The organism is Streptomyces sp. NPDC087845 (assembly GCF_044742755.1).
Classification (GTDB): Bacteria; Actinomycetota; Actinomycetes; order Streptomycetales; family Streptomycetaceae; genus Streptomyces.
In genome coordinates, this window is record NZ_JBIUVC010000001.1 from 86,466 (window position 1) to 107,790 (window position 21,325).

General features: G+C 72.5%; 21 protein-coding genes. 8 read left to right on the forward strand and 13 right to left on the reverse strand.

Translation table 11 applies throughout. The annotated features are described in order from the left end of the window. The first annotated feature begins 64 nt into the window (after nt 1-64). On the forward strand, nt 65-1,198 hold the full coding sequence (locus ACIOMQ_RS00380; RefSeq protein WP_402187352.1) for an Mrp/NBP35 family ATP-binding protein: 1,134 nt from the start codon (nt 65-67) through the stop codon (nt 1,196-1,198). A gap of 127 nt (nt 1,199-1,325) precedes the next feature. Here ACIOMQ_RS00380 and ACIOMQ_RS00385 read toward each other — a convergent pair whose 3' ends face one another. From ACIOMQ_RS00385 to sigE, 5 genes are all read right to left on the reverse strand, one after another. Continuing rightward, nucleotides 1,326-1,985, reverse strand: coding sequence for a hypothetical protein (locus ACIOMQ_RS00385; RefSeq protein ID WP_362200483.1), 660 nt, complete (start codon nt 1,983-1,985; stop codon nt 1,326-1,328). Between the two features lie 119 nt (nt 1,986-2,104). Then, nucleotides 2,105-2,590: a sec-independent translocase gene (locus ACIOMQ_RS00390; RefSeq protein WP_362200480.1), complete on the reverse strand. Its 486-nt coding sequence runs from the start codon at nt 2,588-2,590 to the stop codon at nt 2,105-2,107. Nucleotides 2,591-2,689: 99 nt separating this feature from the next. Further along, nucleotides 2,690-4,477 (reverse strand): trypsin-like peptidase domain-containing protein, encoded by a 1,788-nt coding sequence (locus tag ACIOMQ_RS00395; protein ID WP_401753857.1) that lies wholly within the window; start codon nt 4,475-4,477, stop codon nt 2,690-2,692. Nucleotides 4,478-4,587: 110 nt separating this feature from the next. Continuing rightward, nucleotides 4,588-5,646: a zf-HC2 domain-containing protein gene (locus ACIOMQ_RS00400; protein WP_401261235.1), complete on the reverse strand. Its 1,059-nt coding sequence runs from the start codon at nt 5,644-5,646 to the stop codon at nt 4,588-4,590. Next, entirely contained in the window at nt 5,643-6,404 is a 762-nt protein-coding gene (sigE, locus tag ACIOMQ_RS00405) for an RNA polymerase sigma factor SigE (protein WP_362200952.1), read from the reverse strand. The genes ACIOMQ_RS00400 and sigE overlap by 4 nt, the downstream gene beginning before the upstream one ends. 182 nt (nt 6,405-6,586) lie before the next feature. Here sigE and ACIOMQ_RS00410 point away from each other — a divergent pair, with 182 nt between their 5' ends. Beyond that, nucleotides 6,587-7,252, forward strand: a complete 666-nt coding sequence (locus tag ACIOMQ_RS00410; RefSeq protein WP_402187354.1) for an O-methyltransferase — start codon at nt 6,587-6,589, stop codon at nt 7,250-7,252. Between the two features lie 222 nt (nt 7,253-7,474). On the opposite strand, the gene ACIOMQ_RS00415 is transcribed toward ACIOMQ_RS00410, so the two are convergent. Next, complete coding sequence (locus tag ACIOMQ_RS00415) at nt 7,475-7,642, reverse strand: DUF3117 domain-containing protein (protein ID WP_003966491.1); 168 nt, start codon at nt 7,640-7,642, stop codon at nt 7,475-7,477. A 313-nt stretch (nt 7,643-7,955) separates the two neighbouring features. On the opposite strand from ACIOMQ_RS00415, the gene ACIOMQ_RS00420 reads away from it, so the two are divergent. After that, nucleotides 7,956-8,768, forward strand: coding sequence for an enoyl-CoA hydratase/isomerase family protein (locus tag ACIOMQ_RS00420; protein WP_401261238.1), 813 nt, complete (start codon nt 7,956-7,958; stop codon nt 8,766-8,768). Between the two features lie 14 nt (nt 8,769-8,782). Here ACIOMQ_RS00420 and ACIOMQ_RS00425 read toward each other — a convergent pair whose 3' ends face one another. Beyond that, on the reverse strand, nt 8,783-9,370 hold the full coding sequence (locus ACIOMQ_RS00425) for a DNA-3-methyladenine glycosylase I (RefSeq protein WP_362200464.1): 588 nt from the start codon (nt 9,368-9,370) through the stop codon (nt 8,783-8,785). Continuing rightward, nucleotides 9,367-9,858, reverse strand: coding sequence for a DivIVA domain-containing protein (locus ACIOMQ_RS00430; RefSeq protein WP_401261241.1), 492 nt, complete (start codon nt 9,856-9,858; stop codon nt 9,367-9,369). Before ACIOMQ_RS00430 ends, ACIOMQ_RS00425 begins: the two co-directional genes overlap by 4 nt. Before the next feature lie 103 nt (nt 9,859-9,961). On the opposite strand from ACIOMQ_RS00430, the gene folP reads away from it, so the two are divergent. Further along, the gene (gene folP / locus ACIOMQ_RS00435; protein WP_401753853.1) at nt 9,962-10,834 is read left to right on the forward strand and encodes a dihydropteroate synthase; all 873 of its coding nucleotides are present in this window, start codon (nt 9,962-9,964) and stop codon (nt 10,832-10,834) included. A 260-nt stretch (nt 10,835-11,094) separates the two neighbouring features. On the opposite strand, the gene ACIOMQ_RS00440 is transcribed toward folP, so the two are convergent. Both ACIOMQ_RS00440 and dapE read right to left on the reverse strand, forming a co-directional pair. Further along, nucleotides 11,095-11,853: a TIGR00730 family Rossman fold protein gene (locus tag ACIOMQ_RS00440; protein WP_362200455.1), complete on the reverse strand. Its 759-nt coding sequence runs from the start codon at nt 11,851-11,853 to the stop codon at nt 11,095-11,097. Between the two features lie 100 nt (nt 11,854-11,953). Beyond that, a complete protein-coding gene (dapE, locus tag ACIOMQ_RS00445) occupies nt 11,954-13,033 on the reverse strand; it encodes a succinyl-diaminopimelate desuccinylase (RefSeq protein WP_362200452.1) in 1,080 nt (359 codons plus the stop codon). A gap of 80 nt (nt 13,034-13,113) precedes the next feature. Between dapE and ACIOMQ_RS00450 the strand changes: the two genes are divergently transcribed. Together ACIOMQ_RS00450 and ACIOMQ_RS00455 are read left to right on the forward strand one after the other, a co-directional pair. Beyond that, entirely contained in the window at nt 13,114-14,067 is a 954-nt protein-coding gene (locus ACIOMQ_RS00450) for a hypothetical protein (protein ID WP_362200449.1), read from the forward strand. 349 nt (nt 14,068-14,416) lie between these two features. Continuing rightward, complete coding sequence (locus ACIOMQ_RS00455) at nt 14,417-14,830, forward strand: ATP-binding protein (RefSeq protein ID WP_362200446.1); 414 nt, start codon at nt 14,417-14,419, stop codon at nt 14,828-14,830. Between the two features lie 91 nt (nt 14,831-14,921). Here the strand turns inward: ACIOMQ_RS00455 and dapC are convergent, their stop codons facing one another. Next, nucleotides 14,922-16,016, reverse strand: a complete 1,095-nt coding sequence (gene dapC, locus ACIOMQ_RS00460; RefSeq protein ID WP_402128556.1) for a succinyldiaminopimelate transaminase — start codon at nt 16,014-16,016, stop codon at nt 14,922-14,924. Nucleotides 16,017-16,198: 182 nt separating this feature from the next. Next, nucleotides 16,199-16,519 carry a ferredoxin gene (fdxA, locus tag ACIOMQ_RS00465; RefSeq protein WP_362200440.1) on the reverse strand — a complete coding sequence of 107 codons (321 nt, stop codon included), beginning with the start codon at nt 16,517-16,519 and terminating at the stop codon, nt 16,199-16,201. Nucleotides 16,520-16,636: 117 nt separating this feature from the next. On the opposite strand from fdxA, the gene ACIOMQ_RS00470 reads away from it, so the two are divergent. Both ACIOMQ_RS00470 and ACIOMQ_RS00475 read left to right on the forward strand, forming a co-directional pair. Next, nucleotides 16,637-17,638 carry a GNAT family N-acetyltransferase gene (locus ACIOMQ_RS00470; protein WP_402187359.1) on the forward strand — a complete coding sequence of 334 codons (1,002 nt, stop codon included), beginning with the start codon at nt 16,637-16,639 and terminating at the stop codon, nt 17,636-17,638. A gap of 22 nt (nt 17,639-17,660) precedes the next feature. Continuing rightward, a complete protein-coding gene (locus ACIOMQ_RS00475) occupies nt 17,661-18,518 on the forward strand; it encodes a transglutaminase-like domain-containing protein (protein ID WP_362200434.1) in 858 nt (285 codons plus the stop codon). Between the two features lie 224 nt (nt 18,519-18,742). Here ACIOMQ_RS00475 and ACIOMQ_RS00480 read toward each other — a convergent pair whose 3' ends face one another. Continuing rightward, complete coding sequence (locus ACIOMQ_RS00480) at nt 18,743-21,196, reverse strand: HelD family protein (RefSeq protein ID WP_401985402.1); 2,454 nt, start codon at nt 21,194-21,196, stop codon at nt 18,743-18,745. Nucleotides 21,197-21,325: the final 129 nt, after the last annotated feature.

Sequence of the window (21,325 nt, forward strand, 5' to 3'; positions counted from 1 at the left end):
CCCCCTCCCACCGCTCACCACCACCCTTGCGAGGAGCGCTGCGCGCACCCGTACTATCGACAGTATGGCTACGGAAGACGCGGTGCTTGAGGCACTGGCGACAGTGAACGACCCGGAGATCCACCGTCCGATCACCGAACTCGGCATGGTGAAGTCGGTCGAGATCGACGCTGACGGTGCAGTCGCTGTCACGGTCTTTCTCACCGTCTCCGGCTGCCCGATGCGCGAGACGATCACCAAGAACGTGACCGACGCGGTGGCAAAGGTCGAGGGCGTCACCCGCGTCGACGTGACGCTCGACGTGATGAGCGACGAACAGCGCAAGGAGCTCGCTTCCTCGCTGCGCGGCGGCACGGCGGAGCGCGAGGTCCCGTTCGCCAAGCCGGGCTCGCTGACCCGGGTCTACGCGGTCGCGTCCGGCAAGGGCGGCGTCGGCAAGTCGTCGGTCACGGTGAACCTGGCGGCCGCGATGGCGGCCGACGGCCTCAAGGTCGGTGTCGTGGACGCGGACATCTACGGGCACAGCGTGCCCCGGATGCTCGGCGCCGACGGCAAGCCGACCCAGGTCGAGAACATGATCATGCCGCCGTCGGCGCACGGCGTGAAGGTCATCTCCATCGGCATGTTCACCCCGGGCAACGCCCCGGTGGTGTGGCGCGGGCCGATGCTCCACCGGGCGCTCCAGCAGTTCCTCGCCGATGTGTACTGGGGCGACCTGGACGTCCTGCTGCTCGACCTGCCGCCGGGCACCGGTGACATCGCGATCTCGGTGGCGCAGCTCGTGCCGAACGCCGAGATCCTGGTCGTCACGACCCCGCAGCAGGCGGCGGCCGAGGTGGCCGAGCGGGCCGGCTCGATCGCCGTGCAGACCCACCAGAAGATCGTCGGTGTCGTGGAGAACATGTCGGGCCTGCCGTGCCCGCACTGCGACGAGATGGTCGACGTGTTCGGCACCGGGGGTGGCCAGAAGGTCGCCGCGGGCCTGACGAGGACCGTCGGCGCGGAGGTGCCGGTGCTCGGCTCCATCCCGATCGACGTACGGCTGCGCGAAGGCGGCGACGAGGGCAAGCCGGTCGTGCTCTCCGACCCCGACTCCCCGGCCGGCAAGGCGCTGCGCACCATCGCGGACAAGCTGGGGGGCCGTCAGCGCGGCCTGTCGGGCATGTCACTGGGGATCACCCCGCGCAACAAGTTCTGAGGCGGCGGGGGCCGGCCCCGGTTCTCTCCGCGGCGCGGACGGGCCCCGTCCTCGAACGCCGGACGGGCCTGGTCTGCCAGGCCCGTCCGGCGTTCGAGGGGCGGCCGGTCGCCCCTGCGTCGCGCCGCTACGCGTACGTCGCGATGTCGCCGACCACCGAGAACCCCAGCCCGTACGCGCTCATCCCCCGCCCGTACGCCCCGATGTGCACCCCGCCGTGTGCCGAACCCGCCAGCACCCAGCCGAACTCGGACTCGCGGTAGTGGAACGGCACGGGGACGCCGTCCACCGGAAGTGACAGCACCGACCACGCGGAGCCGTCCAGGTCGTCGGCGAGTTCGAACGCCGTCTCCGTCTGCTGGTCCAGCCAGTCGTCGCGCAGCGAATGGTCCAGCTGCGGAGGCCATGTGCAGGCGAGCAGTCCGGACCCGGCCAGCCAGGCCGCGGAGGAGACCGAGGTCGCGTCCAGCACCCCCGTACCGTCACCGCTGCGCCGCACGGGGCTGCTGGCCACCGTCACGACGGCGGCGAATCGTTGTTTCTCGGCACCGGCGTCGGTCCGCATCGACGGTTCGTCACCGTGCCCGAGCGAACCGTGCTGCACCGTGCCGTCCGCGGCGGTGCCCACCTGCATCAGCCAACGGGGCCCGGTGAAGGCCTCGTCCAGCGCGTACCAGGGAAACGGAGCTGCCAGATATCCGTCGACAATACGCCGGGCCGCCGGCACCTCCTCCGTGCCGGCTGTGCCCGGCACGCCTTCCGCGCCCACCCGACTGGTCGTCTCCATCTGCGCGGCCCGCCTCCTCGATCCGTTGGGTCCGGAGCGGCCCGCCCCCCACGGGCGTCCTCACAACCGGACAGATGGAGAATAGCCATACCCTCCGGACGACCCGGGATTGACCACCGTCAGGTGGCGTCGGCGTCGAACGGCGGGTGGTCGTCCTTCGCGGGCTGTGCACGCTTCTTGAGCAGGTCCGGAGTACCGCCGGAGCCGTTGGCTGCGGTGATCGCCGAGCCGCTCGACACGCCGCCACGGGAGTCCGCGGACTCCACGGCCGCGCTCTCCCGTCCGTTCACCGCGTCGGTGACCTCGGCCAGATCCTTGCGCAGGTCGAAGCTCTCGCGGATCTCCTTCAGCCCCAGATCGTCGTTGCCGTCCATGAGCTGCTTGCGGACGAACGTCTTGGGGTTGAGGTCCTCGAACTCGAAGTCCTTGAACTCCGGGCCGAGCTCCGTGCGGATGTCCTCCTTGGCGCTCTCCGAGAACTCACGGACCTTGCGGATGAAGCGCGAGGCGTCCTGGATGACCTTGGGCAGCTTGTCCGGGCCGAAGATCAGCACGCCCAGGATCGCGAGCGTCGCCAGCTCGAGTACGCCTATGTCATTGAACACCCTGTTGCTCCTCGTGTTCTCCGAGACCGTGTCGGTCGAGGTCCGGACCCGGCCCACGGTACCCGCCGAATCTGTCCGCGCGGTAGCGTCCCGCCGCCGTCACGTGCCGGTTGCCGAACCAAGGGTCAAAGAGATGGACAGGTCTTTACCACCTCGGGTCAGGCCGAGGTCCAAACGGTCGCCGGGCCGGTGCGCGCGGATCTTCACGATCAGCTCCTCGCCGCTGTGCACCCGTCGGCCGTCGACCTCGGTGATGACGTCCCCGGGCTTGATCCCGGCCTTGGCCCCGGGCCCGTCAGGGGTCACCGCGGGCTTGCCGGCCGACCCCTTCGTGCCGACCTTGGCGCCGTCCCCCGTGTACTTCATGTCCAATGTGACGCCGATCACCGGGTGAGTGGCCTTCCCGGTGTTGATCAGCTCCTCGGCGACCCGCTTGCCCTGGTTGATCGGGATGGCGAAGCCGAGTCCGATGGAACCGGACTGCCCGCCCTCGGCGCTCGAATCGCTGTCGGCGGCACGGATGGCGCTGTTGATGCCTATGACATGGGCATCGGTGTCGACGAGCGGACCACCGGAATTGCCCGGGTTGATCGGCGCATCGGTCTGCAGCGCGTCGACGTAGCTGACGTCGCTGCCGTCGCCCTTCTCGCCGCCCGCGGTGATCGGCCGGTCCTTGGCGCTGATGATGCCGGAGGTCACGGTGTTGGACAGGTCGAAGGGGGCCCCGATGGCCACCACGGGGTCGCCGACCTGCACGTTGTCGGAGTTGCCGAGCGGCAGCGGCTTGAGGCCGGAGACGCCGCTGACCTTGACCACGGCCAGGTCGTAGCCGCTGTCCTTGCCGACGACCTCGGCGCGCGCGGTCTCGCCGCCGCTGAACGTCACGGTGATCTCGCCGCCGGACCCGGCCGGGGCGACGACATGGTTGTTGGTGAGGATGTGACCGGAGTTGTCGAGCACGAATCCGGTACCGGTGCCGGATTCGGTCGTGCCGCTGACATGGAGGGTGACCACGCTGGGCAGTGCGCTGGCGGCGATGCCCGCGACGCTGTCGGGGGCGCGGCCGCCGCTGCTGCGGCCGGTCTGCGGAAGCTCGACCTGGGTGAGGCCGCCGTTGCGCTCGATGTAGGCGCCGATGCCGCCGCCGATGCCGCCCGCCACCAGGGCGAGCAGTACCGCGCCCACGAGGAGGGAGCCGCGGCGGTTCTTCTTGCGGCCGCCGTCGGCGCCGAGGGGCGGACCCGGGTTGGTCAGCGGCTGCCGGGGCGCACCCCAGGGGTCGTACTGGAGCCACTGCGTCGGCTGGGCCTGCTCCGGCAACGGGGGTGTGGGCGGGGGCGTGAACCCGGGAGCGGCGGGGTGGGTCGGCGCGGCGGGGACGGGCGGTGCCGCGGGGTGGGTCGGTGCCGCAGGGTAGTTCGGTGCCGTGGGGAGGCCCGCGCCGTTCGTTCCCGCGTACTGCGCGGGAACGGGGGTGCCGTGCGCGGGGGTCGGAACCGGCCGCTGCACGGGGGGTGCGGGCGCCCAGGGGCCGGGTCCGCCGTAGGGCGGGGTGCTGTACTCATCGGGCTGATGCAGCGGCGCCATGGGCCGCGTGGCTGGTACGGGCGCCATGGGCTCGGGCGCGGGCGGCGACACCGGCTCGGGTGTCGGTGCCCCGGCCGGGTGTACGCCCGCCTCCGTCACACCCGTCGCGTCCGCCGCATCTGCGGCCGTCGCGTCCCTGGTGCCCATGACGGCCGTCGCGTCCGCCGTACCGGCCGTACCGGTCGTGGGCGCCGTGTCCTCGGCGGGGGACGGCTCGTCCGGCGCTGTGCGGGTGGTGCGTCCCGGCGCGGGCCGGCTCCACCATTTCGCCTTCGGCCCGGTGGACTTCCCGTCTTCCATGTTCTCCCCGCAACTGCCGCAACTGGCCTCTGCACGCCCCCTCGGGGGCGTCCCTCCCGGAACTGCTCCCGGAATTCAACCAGGTTTGCGAATGCCTGCGCAGACCCCGGTCAGCGCCGGGAGGAAAGCGGCAGACCGCGATCGGCGGGGGTGGGGAGGGCCGAGGCCGACGGAGGCGTCCAGGACGGCGACACCGAGGGAGCCGGGGACTGGGGGGCGAGCCGCCCGAGCACCTGTGCGAAGAGCGGGGTGGTACCGGTCGGGCGTATCAGAGGGGGCGCGGACACATTGGTCAGTCCCTGAACGGCGAAGGTGTTCCCCGCGAGCGTTCCGGACGCCAGGGTCCCGGACGCGAGGTTCCCGGAAGAGAGGTCTCCGGAGGAGAGCAGTGCGGGACCGGTGGAAACCACCGCCGGTGTGAAGTCCGGCCGGGGAAGCGGGGCAGCGTCGGCGGTCGAGCGGTCGCCCGCCCCGGTCCCGGACAGCGCACCCTGGCCGCCACCGCTGCGGCGGCTCACCGAGCTGCCGCCCTCGCTGCGGGAAGCGGCGTCCAGCGGAGTCACCGTGTTGCCTGCGCCCGCCGCCCGTGCCGGGGCGTTGGGACCCGCGCCCGTGGGCAGGGCACCGCCCAGGGCGATGGCCGCCAGCGACACGGCGCTGGCCGCCGCGAAGGCGAATCTCCGGCCGCGCCACGGCGACCGGTCCGGCTCGCGGCCCACCTCATGGATCCGGAAGCCCGAACGGGAGGACGACCCGCCCGGCAGAATCGCGGTCGAGCCGTGCGGAGCCGGGAAGAAACCGAAGCCTCCCAGAGGTGAATTCCCCGGCGGATCGGTGCGGCTGCCGGACTGCTGGATCACGGGGAAGAACCCGTCCGCGAAGCGCCCGGAGCCGCCGAATGGTCTTCCCTCGCTGTCGTCGTCACCCCCCGGTCCCCCGGGAAGGCCCTGCAACCGGGCAAGGAACCCCTCGGACGGCGAAGGCGGGGCGGACTGCGCGAAGACGCTCTTCAGACGTCGCTGGGCCGCGGCCTCGGCCTTGCACTTGGCGCAGGTCGCGAGATGGGCGAGGACCCGTTCGCGAGCGTCGTGTTTCAGCTCGCCGTCGACAAGCGCGGCGAGCCGGTCCCCCAGGTGCTGTTCCGCAGGGGTCGGGCCTGTGCCACTCACGCCGTTCCGCCCTCCCCTGCCAGGATCGCGCCCGCCAGCGAGCGCTGCTCGGCACGGGCCTCGGGCGAACGGTGCTTGAGCGCCTTGCGCAGGTGCGAGCGACCGCGGTGGATACGGCTGCGCACGGTGCCGAGCTTCACGCCCAGCGTCGCGGCGATCTCCTCGTACGAGAGGCCCTCGATGTCGCAGAGCACGACGGCGGCACGGAATTCCGGCGCGAGAGTGTCCAGCGCCTGCTGCACGTCCGCGTCGAAATGCGTGTCGTTGAAGACCTGCTGCGGGGACGGCTCACGGCTCGGCAGCCGCTCGGCGGCGTCGTCACCGAGGGAGTCGAAGCGGATCCGCTGCTTACGACGGACCATGTCCAGGAACAGGTTGGTCGTGATGCGGTGCAGCCAGCCCTCGAAGGTGCCCGGCGTATAGGTCGACAGCGACCGGAACACACGCACGAAGACCTCTTGGGTGAGGTCCTCCGCATCGTGCTGGTTGCCCGTCAGCCGGTAGGCGAGGCGGTACACACGGCCGCTGTGCGTGCTGACGATCTCTTCCCATGAGGGCGGCGTCCACGCCTGGGAGTCCGCGTCTGAGGCGAAGGTCGCGGTCGGTGCGGAGACGTTGGAAGAACGGTCAGCGAAGTTGGTCACGGATTTCGGCTCACCCGCCGACCTGAGAAAGCGCCGCAGCACTCCTCTCCGATCCACAGGCGCAGCCGCACCTCCCCTATCGGCTCTGGTGGTGTCCAGTGGAGCCCCTACCATAGCGACCTCGCCCGTTAGCTCCGGATAAGCCTTTTTCCTGCTGGGGCCGGGGATCACCCCGGGAACAGCCGGCCCATGACTCCCGGACCCGATCCGCGGGCCGATTCCATGCGCTTTCCCCTGCCCTTGGACAACGCCTGGTCCCATCTGCGGGTTCCCGGGTGCAGCGGATACAGTCACCGTTGCGCCAACTACGGGGACAGGAGAGGGTCATTACCGCCAACCGGCAGACGAGCTGGGCGTTCGCCGACGCCTTTGTCGCCGAGGACGAAGCATTGCACTGGGCCCGGGACCGGGCCCAGGAGGCAGGGCTCCGCCCGGTGTCGCCAGGTACCGGCGCCGCGCTGCGCTTGCTCGCTGCCACGACGGACGCCAAAGCGGTGGCCGAAATCGGCACCGGGACCGGCGTGTCCGGACTCTATCTACTGCACGGCATGCGGCCCGACGGAGTGCTGACCACGGTCGACCCCGAGCCCGAGCGCCAGCAGTTCGCCCGTGAGGCGTTCCGGGCCGCGGGGTACGCCGCCAATCGGGCCCGCTTCATTCCCGGCCGCGCCCTGGACGTGCTGCCGCGGCTCGCCGACGGCGGATACGACCTCGTGTTCTGCGACGGCGACCGGCTGGAGAGCCTGGACTGCCTCGCTGAATCGTTGCGCCTGCTGCGGCCCGGCGGTCTGGTCTGCTTCGAGGGCGTCTTCGCGGACGGCCGGACGATCGACTCCGCGGCGCAGCCCGCGGAGGTGCTGCGGCTGCGGGAGCTGCTGCGGGCGGTACGCGAGAGCCAGGAGCTGATGTCGACGCTGCTGCCGGTGGGCGACGGCTTGCTGTGCGCGGTGCGGAGGGGCTGACACCCCACCCCGGGTGCGAGGGACGGGGGAAGGACCTGCCCCCGACCGGCGGCCGCGGATGCCCTCAGCCGCCGGACGGGCTCGATCCTGCCGCCGCGGCGTCCGAAGCGCCCGGCCGGCTCGGTCCGCGGACCCGGTTCCGTCGGCACACCGGTGGCGGACGCATCGCTGCCCCGGCACGGGTACCGTGCCGGGGCAGCGAAGAAGTGTGGGCGCCTCTGCTCAGCCGACGACCTTCTTGAGGGCATCGCCGAGGGCATCGGCCTCGTCCGGAGTCAGCTCCACGACAAGCCGACCGCCGCCTTCGAGCGGAACGCGCATGACGATGCCCCGCCCCTCCTTTGTCACCTCGAGCGGGCCGTCGCCCGTCCGCGGCTTCATGGCCGCCATGCTCGTTCCCCTTCCTGAAACCAGCTCATCGCAACCGGCGGCCCCATGACAGGCGCTGTGTCACCGGCATCGAACACATTGCTTCCAGGCCATTATCCCGCATCACAGACCCCGATGACCAACATCGGTCTGCATCGCTTGCGCAACGCGCTCTCTCAAAACCACCCAATTCGGCGATCCAGCTGCGATACTCCGCCCTCTTCCCCCCTCCAACGGAGCGCAATTGTTAGACGCAGGTCACATGTCGTCTCCGCCCCGGGTCGGCCATGCTTGCCTGGACAGGCATTGCCCGAGGTGCAGAGGGGACAGCGAAATGGCCGACCAGTTGGCGGACAGCGTGCTCTACGACGTGAGCGACGGGCTCGCGACGATCACGATCAACCGTCCCGACGCGATGAACGCCCTGAACACCGCGGCCAAGGTGGCGCTCCGGGAGGCGCTGGAGTCCGCGGCGGCCGACACCGCCGTACGGGCCGTCCTGCTCACCGCGACCGGGCGTGCCTTCTGCGTCGGCCAGGATCTGAAGGAGCACGTCGGCAAGCTCGACGAGGCCCGTGAGTCCGGTGGCGGCAATGCGCTGAGCACCGTGAAGGAGCACTACAACCCGATCGTGCGGGCCCTCACCGAGATGCCCAAGCCGGTCGTGGCCGGGGTGAACGGGGTCGCGGCCGGCGCCGGTTTCGGGTTCGCGCTGGCCTGCGACTACCGGGTGGCCGCCGACACCGCCTCGTTCAACACGTCCTTCGCCGGAGTCGCCCTCACCGCCGACTCGGGCGTCTCCTGGACGCTGCCCCGCCTGATCGGCCGGAGCCGCGCCGCGGACCTGCTGCTCTTCCCGCGTTCGGTCTCCGCGCAGGACGCCCACGAGCTGGGCATCGTGAACAAGCTGGTGCCCGCCGCCGACCTGGCGGCCGAGGCCGCCGCCGTGGCCCGCGCCCTGGCGTCCGGTCCCACGGTGGCGTACGCCTCGCTCAAGGAGTCCCTGGCCTACGGCGCCGCTCACACGCTGAGCGAGGCGCTGGAGAAGGAGGACGAACTCCAGACGAAGGCGGGCGCGTCCGAGGACCACACGATCGCGGTGCAGGCGTTCCTAAACAAGGAGAGGCCGAAGTACCTCGGGCGGTAGCCGGCCCCCCGGGTCTACGCCCCGGTGCCGCGCGCCACGCAGTCGGCCAGGTGGTCGTCGACCAGCCCGCAGGCCTGCATCAGGGCGTAGGCCGTCGTCGGTCCGACGAACCGCAGCCCGCGCTTCTTGAGGTCCTTGGCCAGCGCCGCGGACTCCGGGGTGACCGCGGGCACGTCCGCGACGGTGCGCGGTGCCGGGCGGCCGGCCGGGTCGGGGGCGTGGGACCAGATCAGCTCGTCCAGCTCGCCGGGGCGCCAGTCGGCCAGCACCTTGGCGTTGGCGAGGGTCGCCTCGATCTTCGCCCGGTTGCGGATGATGCCGGCGTCGGCGAGGAGCCGCTCCTTGTCGGCGTCGGTGAACTCCGCCACGGCGGGGATCTTGAACCCGGCGAAGGCGGAGCGGAAGCCCTCGCGGCGGCGCAGGATCGTCAGCCAGGAGAGGCCCGACTGGAACGCCTCCAGGCAGAGCCGTTCGAACAGGGCGTCGTCGCCGTGGACGGGCCTGCCCCATTCGGTGTCGTGGTACGCGAGGTAGTCCTCGGTGGAGAGCCCCCAGGGACAACGCAGTCCGCCGTCCGGGGCCGTTTCCGCGCCGCCGCTCATCGTCGGGGCTCCTCTCCGGGTCGCTGGGTGGGTCGGGGAGGCTGCCCCGGATCCGGCCGGGGTTCGCTCCGGGTCTCCTGAGAGGACACCTCCCACGGCGCCCTCGGACGGTCCCCGGGTGGCTCCGGGGGCAGCTGCGGCCGGTCCTCCGGCCGCTTGAGGAGATCCGGACCGCCGACCGCGGTCGCCTGCGCCCCGGCCAGCGCCGACTCCAGCTCCGCGATCCGCGCGTCCCGCTCGGCCAGCTCGGCACCGAGCCGGTCGAGTGCCTCGTCGACATCCGTCATGCGGTAGCCGCGCGCGGCCACCGGCAGCCGCAGCGCCTCGACATCCGCACGGCCGACCGGACGCGTCGTCGGCAGCGGGTCGGTCAGTTGCTCGGGCGCCACGTCCTGCAGGACGGCGCTCTTCCCCCCGCCGACCACCGCGAGGGTGACCGCGGCCACGACCACCACCATCGCCAGCAGCAAGAACCAGAACACGCGCATCTCCCCGGAAGCGGAAACCTGTCCGGCTCCGATCGTGCCATGCGGCACCGACAGTTAGGGTCGCAGGCGACCCACGGGCGATCTACCAGAGGAGAAACACGGGATGCGAAGCGGTGCGCTCAGGCTGGGGCGGCGCGAATTCGGTGCGCACGAGCCGGTGATCATGGCGATCGTGAACCGTACCCCGGACTCCTTCTACGACCAGGGCGCGACGTTCCGGGACGAACCGGCGCTCGCCCGGGTCGAGCAGGCGGTGGCGGACGGCGCGGCGATCGTCGACATCGGCGGGGTGAAGGCGGGCCCCGGTGACGAGGTGACCGCCGAGGAGGAGGCCCGTCGCACGGTGGGGTTCGTCGCGGAGGTGCGGCGCCGCCACCCGGACGTGGTGATCAGCGTCGACACCTGGCGCCACGACGTCGGCGAGGCGGTCTGCGAGGCCGGCGCGGACGTGCTGAACGACGCGTGGGGCGGCGTCGACCCGAAGCTCGCGGAGGTCGCCGCGCGGTACGGGGCCGGCCTGGTGTGCACGCACGCGGGCGGCGCCGAACCGCGGACCCGGCCGCACCGGATCGCGTACGACGACGTGATGGCGGACATCCTGCGGGTGACGGCCGGGCTGGCCGAGCGGGCGGTCGGGCTCGGGGTGCGGCCGGACGGGATCATGATCGACCCCGGTCACGACTTCGGGAAGAACACCCGGCACTCGCTGGAGGCGACGCGTCGGCTGGAGGAGATGACGGAGACCGGGTGGCCGGTCCTCGTATCGCTGTCCAACAAGGACTTCGTCGGGGAGACGCTCGACCGGCCGGTGAAGGAACGGGTGATCGGGACGCTGGCGACGACGGCCGTGTCGGCGTGGCTGGGGGCGCGGGTGTACCGGGTGCACGAGGTGGCGGAGACGCGGCAGGTGCTGGACATGGTGGCGTCCATCGCGGGGCACCGGGAGCCGGCGGTCGCGCGGCGCGGGCTGGCGTGAACGATCGGGGCTCCGCCCCGGACCCCGCGCTCCGGCGGCCGGACGGGCCGGATCCTGCCGCCGTTCGCGGCGGGCCGGCCCGTCCGTGCGGACGCCCTCAGGGCTGTCCCGTAGCCCCTGGTGGATCGGCGTGCGGCGTCGGATGCGGTGCATCGCACGGCGGAGGGACGCCCTAGTACTGGATGTGTTCGGGCGTTCCGACAACGCGGCGAGGTGCCGTGGCTGCCCTCGCACGCCCGCCGGGCATTGCGGGACAGCCCTTACTGGCCGACCCGGCCGACCTCCTTCGTGACGAGGTTGACCGCCTCGTCCACGTCGTCGGTGACGTGGAACAGGAGCAGGTCGTGCTCGGACGCCTTGCCCTGTGCCACCACCGTGTCCCGCAACCAGTCCACGAGCCCGCTCCAGTACGCGGTGCCGAACAGCACGATCGGGAAGCGGGTGACCTTGCCCGTCTGGACGAGGGTGAGGGCCTCGAAGAGCTCGTCCAGGGTGCCGAGGCCGCCCGGCAGGACGACGAAGCCCTGCGCGTACTTCACGAACATCGTCTTGCGGACGAAGAAGTAGCGGAAGTTGACGCCGATGTCGACGTGCGGGTTGAGACCGGACTCGAAGGGCAGCTCGATGCCGAGGCCGACCGAGACGCCCTTCGCCTCCCGCGCCCCCTTGTTCGCCGCCTCCATGGCTCCGGGGCCGCCTCCGGTGATCACCGCGAAGCCGGCCTCGACCAGGGCCTTGCCGATCCGTACGCCCGCCTCGTAGTCCGGCCCGCCGACCGGGGTGCGGGCCGAGCCGAAGACGCTGATGGCGCTCGGCAGCTCGGCGAGGGCGCCGAACCCTTCGACGAACTCCGACTGGATGCGCATCACCCGCCACGGGTCGGTGTGCACCCACTCGGAGTCGCCCTCGGTGTCCAGCAGCCGCTGGTCGGTGGTGCCGGGCTGTACCTGGTCCCTGCGGCGCAGTACCGGCCCCTGCCGCTGCTCCTCGGGGACCTGCGCTCCCTCGGGGTTGCCCATGACCTGCTCCCTCCGACGACGATCGATGACCATCACCGATGACCATCCGTGTCAGGTCAGGGTAGATCCACCGAGGTTACGGCGAGGGGAATGCCGTGGGTCAGCTGGTGAGCCAGGAGCGGAGCCGCTCCTCGCAGTGGGTGATCCGGTCGACCACCACGTGCTCGTCCCGCTTGTGCGCGAAGAGCGGGTCGCCGGGTCCGTAGTTCACCGCGGGGATGCCGAGGGAGCCGAAGCGGGAGACGTCGGTCCAGCCGAACTTGGGCCGGGCGGTGCCCCCGACCGCCGCCATGAACGCCTTGGCCGCCGGGTGGGAGAGGCCGGGCATGGCCGCGCCCGAGTGGTCGTCGACGGTGAATTCGGCGACTCCGCAGTCCGCGAAGACCTCGTGGACGTGGGCCAGGGCCTCCTCGGCGGTGCGGTCGGGGGCGTACCGGAAGTTGACGACGACGGTGCAGGCATCGGGGATGACGTTGTTGGCGACGCCGCCCTCGATCCGTACCGCGTTCAGGCCCTCGCGGTATTCGAGGCCGTCGATGACCGGGCGGCGCGGTTCGTACGCAGCGAGGCGGGCCAGGACCGGCGCGGCGGCGTGGATGGCGTTGGACCCCATCCAGCCGCGCGCGGAGTGGGCCCGCTCCCCTTCCGTGCGGAGGAAGACCCGCAGCGTGCCCTGGCAGCCGCCCTCGACCTGGGCGTCGGAGCCCTCCAGGAGGACCGCGAAGTCGCCGGTCAGCCATTCGGGGTGGGCGGCGGCGACGTGGCCGAGCCCGTTGAGATGCGCGGCGACCTCTTCGTTGTCGTAGAAGACGAAGGTGAGGTCGCGGTTGGGCTCGGGCACGGTCGCGGCGATCCTCAGCTGCACGGCGACACCCGACTTCATGTCGGAGGTGCCGCAGCCCCACAGCACGCCGTCGTCGTCGAGCCGGGACGGCACATTGCCGGCGATCGGCACGGTGTCGATGTGTCCGGCGAGTACGACCCGTTCGGCACGGCCCAGGTCCGTCCGCGCGACGACGTTGTTCCCGTGCCGGTCGACGGTCAGGTGCGGCAGGGGGCGCAGCGCCGACTCGATCGCGTCGGCGAGCTCCTTCTCCTGCCCGCTGACCGACGGGAAGTCGACGAGCCGGGCGGTGAGCGCGGGGCCGTCCAGAGTGAGGTCAAGCGTGCTTTCAGGCATGGAACCGACCCTAAGGGAACGGAACAGGACCTGATGGACTGGGCCCTCGGCCCGGCCCTGTACTCCAGTACGGTGGCCCCGTGCCCCGGACCGTCTCCCCCCGCCGACACACCGGCCGCAGCCGTCTCCTCCGTGCCGCGGCCGCCCTCGGCGTCCTCGCCGCGCTGGGCGGCTATCTGACCGTGCAGTACATATCGGGCAACCAGAGCGCCGAAGGGTGCACCGTGGAGTCCGCCGACGGTTCGGCCGGCAAGAGCCGTACGTACTGGCTGAGCGCGGAGCAGGCCTCGAACGCCGCGACGATCTCCGCGGTCGGCTCCTCGCGCGGGATGCCGGAGCGCGCGGTGACGATCGCGCTGGCGACGGCGTTGCAGGAGTCGGGGCTGCGCAACATCGATCACGGCGACCGGGACTCGCTGGGGCTGTTCCAGCAGCGCCCCTCGCAGGGCTGGGGCACCGAGAAGCAGATCCTGGACCCGGTCTACTCCGCCGGGGAGTTCTACCGGCACCTGGCCGAGGTCCCCGGCTATTCGCGGCTGCCGCTGACGGTCGCCGCGCAGCGGGTCCAGCGCAGCGGCTTCCCGCAGGCGTACGCGAAGCACGAGCCGGACGCGGCGTTGCTGGCGGCCGCGCTGACCGGCCGTACGCCCGCCGCGCTGAACTGCACGCCGCCGCGGACCACGGCCGCGACGGCCGACGCGGCGCGGGTGCGGACGCAGCTGGTGCGCGCCTTCGGCAAGGACGTGCTGCCGCCGGAGCAGCTGTCGGCGCGGGCGGACGGGAAGGGCGCGGCCGGTGCGCCGGCGGGGGTCGGGAGCACCGTCTCGGTGCCGGTGCGGGCGACCCTCCCCGCCGGGGACGACGACCCGTCGCGGCGCGGCTGGGAGCTCGCGCACTGGGCGGTCGCACAGTCCGAGACGCTCCGGCTGGACGAGGTCGCGTACGCGGGCCGGGTGTGGAAGGCGGGGTCGGGATGGCGGACGGAGCACGGGGAATCGGGCACCGCCGAGGTCCGCATGCGGCTCGTCCGGTAGCCGCCCCGCACGAAAGCCGCTCCACACCGCCTCATGCGGCAGTCGTTCAGTAGTACGGAAGGCCACCCGGAGGCGTGGTCCGAGCTCATCGGAACATCCTCTCGCACGGCGGTTCCCGTCGCCTCTGCCCCGATCCCCAACTCCCCTGCGTACAAGGAGAAGTGACGGTTCATCGGGCCATTCGGGAATGGGGCGTGCGTCCGGGTTCGTCCATGGCGGATTATGTGACGCATTGCCGACTCTTTACCTCGGTGCACCGCAACCTCCCCCGCCCTTACGACGGTTGTCATTGCGTCCGATCAACGGACAGACCGATTCCTCACTTTCCTCATTCCGTCGAAGGAGCATCATGTCCCTCCCCCTGACCCGCCGGATCGCCCGTGCCGCGCTGCTGATCGCCGCGGGTGCGGCCCCCGTGGTCGGTGCGGCCGGAGCCGCAGGTGCCGCGGCGCTCCCGCAGACCCCGGAGCTCGGCGGTCTGACCACCGTCGACGGCGCCGGCCTCGGCAAGACGGTCGACGGCGCGTCGCAGCAGGGCACCAAGGCGGCGGGCGAGACCGGCGGCAAGATCGTCGGGACGACCCTCCCGGCGGCGGGCAAGACCGTCGGCAAGGCCGGCGCCCAGGCCGCCCCCGCCGTGCAGAACGCCGCCGGCGGTGCCGCGGGCAGCGCGGGCGAGGTCCTCGGCAGCGCCGCCGGTGCCGCGACCCAGGGCGGTCTGCCCACCCAGGGTCTGCCCACGAAGGGTCTGCCGATCGGCTGACCCGCACCGGCCACCGGCCGGCGCGTCACACGCGAGGGGCCTCGGGAGTGCGCACTCCCGAGGCCCCTCGCGTGTGATGTGCCGTCGGCCGTCAGGCCAGTCGCTTGACCGCGGCGGCCACCCGCTCGTCCGTCGCCGTGAACGCCACGCGCACGAAACGGTCACCGGCGGGCCCGTAGAAGTCGCCCGGCGCCACCAGGATGCCGAGTTCCGCCAGGTACTCCACGGTCTCCCAGCAGGGTTCGTCGCGCGTCGCCCACAGGTAGAGGCTCGCCTCGCTGTGCTCGATCCGGAAGCCGTGGGCCTCCAGCGCCGTGCGCAGGGCCGCGCGCCGCTCCGCGTACCGGGTCCGCTGCTCGGCGACGTGCTCGTCGTCACCGAGCGCCGCGACCGCCGCCGCCTGGACCGGGGCGGACGTCATCATGCCGCCGTGCTTGCGGATCAGCAGCAGATCGCCGAGGACGGACGCGTCGCCCGCGATGAAGGCCGCACGGTACCCGGCCAGGTTGGAGCGCTTGGAGAGCGAGTGGACGGCGACGACGCCCTCGTACGTACCACCGCAGACGTCCGGGTGCAGCACGGAGACGGGTTCGGCGTCCCAGCCCAGCTCCAGGTAGCACTCGTCGCTGAAGACCAGCACGTCGTGCTCGCGCGCCCAGGCGACGATCCGGATCAGCTCGTCCTTGGACAGGACGCGGCCGGTCGGGTTGGACGGGGAGTTGAGCCAGAGCAGTTTCAGGCCGGCCGGGTCCAGCTCGGTCGGGTCGTCGTAGACGACGGGCTCGGCGCCGCAGAGCCGGGCACCCACCTCGTACGTCGGGTAGGCGAGGCGCGGGTATGCCACCCGGTCGCCCGCGCCGAGACCGAGCTGGGTCGGCAGCCAGGCCACCAGCTCCTTGGAGCCGACGACCGGCAGGATGTTCTCGTGTGCCACGGAGACGGCGCCGAGCCGCCGCTCCACCCAGCCGGTGATCGCGTCCCGCAGCTCGGCGGTCCCCCACACCGTCGGATAGCCGGGGCTGTCCGCTGCGGCGACGAGCGCCCGCTGGATCAGCTCGGGCACCGGGTCGACGGGGGTGCCGACGGACAGGTCCACGATGCCGTCCGGGTGGGCGGCGGCCGTCGACTTGTAGGGCGCGAGCCTGTCCCAGGGGAAGACCGGGAGACGGGAGGAGACTGCGGACACGGATCTCTGCTTTCTCGTACGGGGATGACGAGGCCCGGTCGGGCCACGAGGGGCACTCGGGTCGACGAGGTCCTCGGGCTCATGGGCTCTGCTCGGTCACGGGCCGTCCGGCGGCACAAACGCCTCGGTCCCGCACGGGGACGAGCCGTACGGGACCGGGGCGGCGCACGTGCCGGCGCCGACTACTGGTTCTGCGGCGGCAGAGCGGCGATGAACGAGTGGTCGCGTTCGATCAGGCCCAGCTTGGAGGCACCACCGGGCGACCCGAGGTCGTCGAAGAACTCGACGTTCGCCTTGTAGTAGTCCTTCCACTCCTCCGGGGTGTCGTCCTCGTAGAAGATCGCCTCGACCGGGCACACCGGCTCACAGGCTCCGCAGTCGACGCATTCGTCCGGGTGGATGTACAAGGACCGCTGGCCCTCGTAGATGCAGTCGACGGGGCACTCTTCGATGCAGGCCTTGTCCTTCACGTCGACACAAGGCTGCGCGATGACGTAGGTCACGCTGTCGTTCCTCCTCGGTAGGGCGTTGGCTCTCGCGCGGGAGCGCGGCGTCGTCGATGCCCACACCTAGTATCTCCGTTCCCGGGCACGAACCGAACAGGAGGGGCGGAGAGAGCTGTGGAATTCACCGTCGGCGGACAACTCGAAGTCCGAATTACACCGGCTGACGTGGGCAAACGGGTATCAGTCCGGCGCATGTCGGAACGTGGCTCGCAAGGGGCGAAATTCACCGACACGGTCGGTGTTCTCACATCGTGGGACCACGGTGTGCTGTCGATCACAGCGAAGAGCGGTGATTCCGTCCGCATCACGGAATCGACGCTGGTGGCGGGCAAGGTCGTGCCCGCCGCCCCGGCCCGGCGGCGCGGCCCCGCGGCCTCCTTCGACGAGCTCGCGCCCATCTGCGCCCGCGCCTGGCCGCCCGAGGAGAGCGAGCCGCTGGGCGACTGGCGGCTGCGCGCCGCCCGGGGCTTCACCCGGCGCGCCAACTCCGTCCTGCCGCTCGGCGACCCGGGCATGCCGCTCGACGAGGCGCTCGGACACGTCGGGCGGTGGTACGCGGAGCGGGACCTGCCCGCGTACGTCCAGACCGCGACCGGCGCCGAGGGCACCCAGGAGCTGCTCTGTGCCGAGCTGGAGGAGCGCGGCTGGCGGCGCGAGGTGACGGCGGAGGTACGGATTGCCGCGCTGGCGCCGATCGGGGATCTGGACGCCGAGGTGTCCCGGGTGCGGCTGAGCCGGGACCTCGACGAGGCGTGGCTCTCCCGCTACCAGCGCTTCGAGACTCCGGGGCCGCACGTCCTGAAGGTGCTGCGCGGCGGCCCGTCGGTGTGGTTCGCCACCGTGCCCGGCGAGGCCGGGGGCGCGGCGCCCGCCGCGATCGGGCGGTGTGTGGTGGACGGGCGCTGGGCCGGTTTCATGGCCGTCGAGGTGGACCCCGCGCAGCGGCGCCGGGGTCTCGCCTCCGGCGTGATGGCCGCGCTCGCCCGCAAGGCCCTGGACGAGGGCGCCTCGGCGGCGTGGCTCCAGGTGGAGGCGGACAACGACGGGGCGCGGGCGCTGTACGAGGGCATGGGGTTCGCGGTCCATCACCGGTACCACCACTTCCGGTCGGCGTGACGGGGCGGGGCGGGCGAACGTGATGAGTCCTCACCGGCCTGACGGGCCCGGACACCCCGGGCGTGACGAGTGGTGCCGGCAGTTCGCCGAGGAGGCGCGCGCCGAGCGGCCGGACCTCGCGCTGCTCTGCCTGCTGCTGGGCGCGGTGGCCGACCCGGCGCTGGGCACGGACGGGATCGACGCGGCGCAGATCGAACTGGACGAGCTGGCGGGCCGGCTTCCGTACGGGGTGCGGGGCGGCCGGGCCTGGGCCTCGGCGCTGGCCGGGCTGCTCGGCGAGCGGTGCGGCTTCGCGGGCTCGTCGGCGGACTACCAGCGGCTGGAGTCGTCGCTGCTGCACGAGGTGCTGCGGCGGCGGCGCGGGCTGCCGATCCTGCTGTCCGTGGTGTGGATCGAGGTGGCGCGGCGGGCGGGCGCTCCGGTGTACGGGGTGGCGCTGCCCGGCCATTTCGTCGTCGGATTCGGCGATCCGGCCGAGCGGGTGCTGGCCGACCCGTTCGACGGCGGTCGCCCGATGACCGGGCAGGACGCGGAGCTGCTGGTGGCGGGGGCGACCGGGGAGCCGCTGGAGGAGTCGATGCTGGTGCCCGCGCGGCCGCTGGAGATCGTGCTGCGGATCCTGAACAACATCAGGGCGTGGGCGGCGGCCCGCCCGGAGCGGACGGATGTGGCGCTGTGGGCGGTGGACCTCTCCCTGCTGCTGCCCTCGCACCCGGCACGGCTGCGGTACGAGCGGGCGCAGTTGCTCGTGCAGAGCGGGCAGTTTCTGCGCGGGGCGGCGGAGATGGAGGCGTACGCGGATGTGGTCGACGGGGTCGAGCCCGAAGCGGCGGAAGCGATCCGGCGGAGGGCGCGGGCGGCGCGGGCGCTGCTGAACTAGTGCCGTGACCGGCAACGTTTGCCCAGTGAGGAGCGGTGCCCGGTGCGTGCGGTCACAAGGCGGACGAAAGTCCTTGTAGCGGAGCTACCAGGGCTTTCGGCCAACGCTGCGAGCGTGCGTGCCGGGCGACGCGACGGGGCAAACATGGCCGGTCACGGCACTGGGGCGCGGGATGCGTGGTCTCCCCCCTCGCCCCGCCCTCCCGCTCCGTCATCCCTGCCCCGTCACCGCCGTTCCGTCACCGCTGCCGCCAGTACCTCGGGGGCCGGACCCTCGTGGACGATGCCCAGGCGTTGTGTCGCCCGGGTCAGGGCCACGTACAGGTCGTTCAGGCCCCGCGCCGAACGGCCGAGGACGGCCGCGGGGTCGGCCAGCAGTACCGCGTCGAACTCCAGCCCTTTGGCCTGTCGCACGCCGAGGACCACGACCCGGTTCTCCAGGTCGGGCTCCTCCCCGTACGCCGCCCCCGGCACCGCTCGGGCGACCGCGGCTCCCAGTTCGTCCCGCCGCGCGTCGGGGACGATCACGGCGAGCCGGCCCTCGTCGAGCGCCGCCGCCTCCTTCGCGGCCAGGTCGGCGAGGGCGCGGGCGGTGTCGTCGGTGCGCAGCCGCCAGGGGGCGACGCCCGTCTCCCGTACGGAGCGCGGCGGTTCGAGCCCGGGGCCGAGCGCGGCGAGCACATCCGCGGTGGACGCCATGATCTCGGCGGGGGTGCGGTAGTTGACGGTGAGCGACGACTGCCGCCACCGGTCGCCGACGTGCGGGGCGAGCGCGGACGCCCACGAGGAGGCCCCGGCGGCGTCGCCGGTCTGGGCGACGTCGCCGACCAGGGTCATGGAACGGGTCGGGCAGCGCCGCATCAGCAGCCGCCAGGCCATCTGGGAGAGTTCCTGCGCCTCGTCGACGATGATGTGGCCGAAGACCCAGCTCCGGTCGGCGAAGGCCCGTTCGGCGACGGTACGGGTGGTGCGTTCCTCGTGGCGGCCGGCGAGGGTCCGCGCGTCGACCAGTCCGGCGAGGCCGCCCTCCTCCTCGTCCTCCCCGTCGCCCGCCGCGAGGTCCAGGACCCCCTGCGCGTACGCGACGCCCTCGGCCCGCTCGCGGGCGGCGGCCGCCTCGGCCGCGCGGTCGTCCCGGCCGAGCAGTTCGGCGGCCTCGTCCAGCAGCGGCACATCGGCGGCGCTCCAGCCGGCGGCGCCGTCCGGTGCGCGGAACAGCAGCTCCCTTTCCCTGTCGGTGAGTCCGGGCGCGGCGGCGGCCAGGCGCGCGCGCTGCCCGTACAGGTCGGTGAGGAGCTGCTGCGGGGTGAGGGGCGGCCACAGGGCATCGAGCGCGGCCCGTACGTCGGCGTCGGCGGCGAGCAGGCGCCGGGCGTCGTCGATGTCCTGTGCCTCGGTGCGTTCGCGCGCGGTGGCCGAGTCGTCGTCGCCGAGCAGCCCCGGCAGGGCGTCCAGATCGGCGCGTACGGCACGGTCGAGAGCGGCCTCGGCGAGCACCTCGGCGATGTCCGCCTCCAGCCGGTCGGTGAGGTCGCGGGTGGCTGCCACGGACCGCCGGGCGAGCGCGTCCACGATCTCGCGCCGGAAGACGGGGGCGGCCAGGTTGTGCGGCAGCCGGGTGGCGCGGGCGGTGTCGGCGGCGCGTACGCACTCCTCGTGGTCGAGGCGGACGACGTCCCCGTCGAACTCGACCGCGAGCCCGCACCCCGCCGGCGCCTCGGAAGGGCCGCTTCCCACCGCGGCCGCCCCCGCCTCCCGGCCCGGCGCGGCCCCGTACCCGGGCGCCGTCGGCACCTGCCGGTCGCGCACCGCCGCGGCGATGACGCCCGCCATCTCCGTACGCCCCTTGAGCTCGGCGGTCTCCGGTTCCTCGGCGCGGTCCGCGCGGACTCCCGGGTACAGCTCTCCGACGGTGGACAGCAGCACGCTGTTCTCGCCGAGGCCGGGCAGCACCTGGCCGATGTATCCGACGAAGGTGGGGCTGGGGCCGACGACCAGGACGCCGCGGGAGGCCAACTGCTGGTGGGTGTAGAGCAGATACGCGGCCCGGTGCAGGGCGACAGCGGTCTTGCCGGTGCCGGGCCCGCCCTGGACCACGAGAACGCCGCGGTGGTCGGAGCGGATGATCGCGTCCTGCTCGGCCTGGAGAGTGGCGACGATGTCGTGCATGCGGCCGGTGCGGCCGGTGTCGAGGGAGGCGAGCAGGGCCGCCTCGCCGGTCAGCTCGCTGTCCGGCACGCCGTCCCGGTCGAGCACTTCGTCGTCGAGCCGGACGACCCGCCGGCCCCGGGTGGTGAGGTGGCGGCGTCTGCGCACCCCGTGCGGGGCCGCGGGCGTGGCGACGTAGAACGCGCGGGCTGCCGGGGCACGCCAGTCGAGCAGCAGCGGGTCGTCGTCGGCGGACTCGGCGGGCAGCCCGATCCGGCCGATGTAGTGCTGCTCCCCGTCGCGCAGGTCGAGCCGCCCGAAGCAGAGCCCGTTCTCGGCGGCGTCGTACCGCGCGAGCTGTCCGGCGTACCGGGCGGCGGCCGCCTCCCGCTCCAGCCGCCCCTGCCGGGTGCCGCCGGTTTCCCGCAGCGCACCGGCCAGCTGATGCCCGGCGTGCTCGCGAAGGGCCTCCACGCGGGCGTGAAGCAGGTCGAGATGGTTCTGTTCGTGGTCGATCTCAGCTCTGGACAAGGGTGTACCGACTCCCTGCGGGCGGTGGCGGGCGGCAGGGAGTCAGGGTGCCTTACATCGGGGCAGAACGGGAGCCGTGCAGGTCGGGGCATGTGTGTACGGGCGGGGGACGGGCCCAGGAGTCCTGAA

Excerpts from the sequence above, each read along its gene's own strand:
- ACIOMQ_RS00380 (WP_402187352.1), top strand. The coding sequence starts at position 65 with ATGGCTACGGAAGACGCGGTGCTTGAGGCACTGGCGACAGTGAACGAC.
- ACIOMQ_RS00385 (WP_362200483.1), bottom strand. The coding sequence starts at position 1,985 with ATGGAGACGACCAGTCGGGTGGGCGCGGAAGGCGTGCCGGGCACAGCC.
- ACIOMQ_RS00395 (WP_401753857.1), bottom strand. The coding sequence starts at position 4,477 with ATGGAAGACGGGAAGTCCACCGGGCCGAAGGCGAAATGGTGGAGCCGG.
- sigE (WP_362200952.1), bottom strand. The coding sequence starts at position 6,404 with ATGGTAGGGGCTCCACTGGACACCACCAGAGCCGATAGGGGAGGTGCG.
- ACIOMQ_RS00415 (WP_003966491.1), bottom strand. The coding sequence starts at position 7,642 with ATGGCGGCCATGAAGCCGCGGACGGGCGACGGCCCGCTCGAGGTGACA.
- ACIOMQ_RS00420 (WP_401261238.1), top strand. The coding sequence starts at position 7,956 with ATGGCCGACCAGTTGGCGGACAGCGTGCTCTACGACGTGAGCGACGGG.
- ACIOMQ_RS00425 (WP_362200464.1), bottom strand. The coding sequence starts at position 9,370 with ATGAGCGGCGGCGCGGAAACGGCCCCGGACGGCGGACTGCGTTGTCCC.
- ACIOMQ_RS00430 (WP_401261241.1), bottom strand. The coding sequence starts at position 9,858 with ATGCGCGTGTTCTGGTTCTTGCTGCTGGCGATGGTGGTGGTCGTGGCC.
- folP (WP_401753853.1), top strand. The coding sequence starts at position 9,962 with ATGCGAAGCGGTGCGCTCAGGCTGGGGCGGCGCGAATTCGGTGCGCAC.
- ACIOMQ_RS00440 (WP_362200455.1), bottom strand. The coding sequence starts at position 11,853 with ATGGGCAACCCCGAGGGAGCGCAGGTCCCCGAGGAGCAGCGGCAGGGG.
- dapE (WP_362200452.1), bottom strand. The coding sequence starts at position 13,033 with ATGCCTGAAAGCACGCTTGACCTCACTCTGGACGGCCCCGCGCTCACC.
- ACIOMQ_RS00455 (WP_362200446.1), top strand. The coding sequence starts at position 14,417 with ATGTCCCTCCCCCTGACCCGCCGGATCGCCCGTGCCGCGCTGCTGATC.
- ACIOMQ_RS00475 (WP_362200434.1), top strand. The coding sequence starts at position 17,661 with ATGAGTCCTCACCGGCCTGACGGGCCCGGACACCCCGGGCGTGACGAG.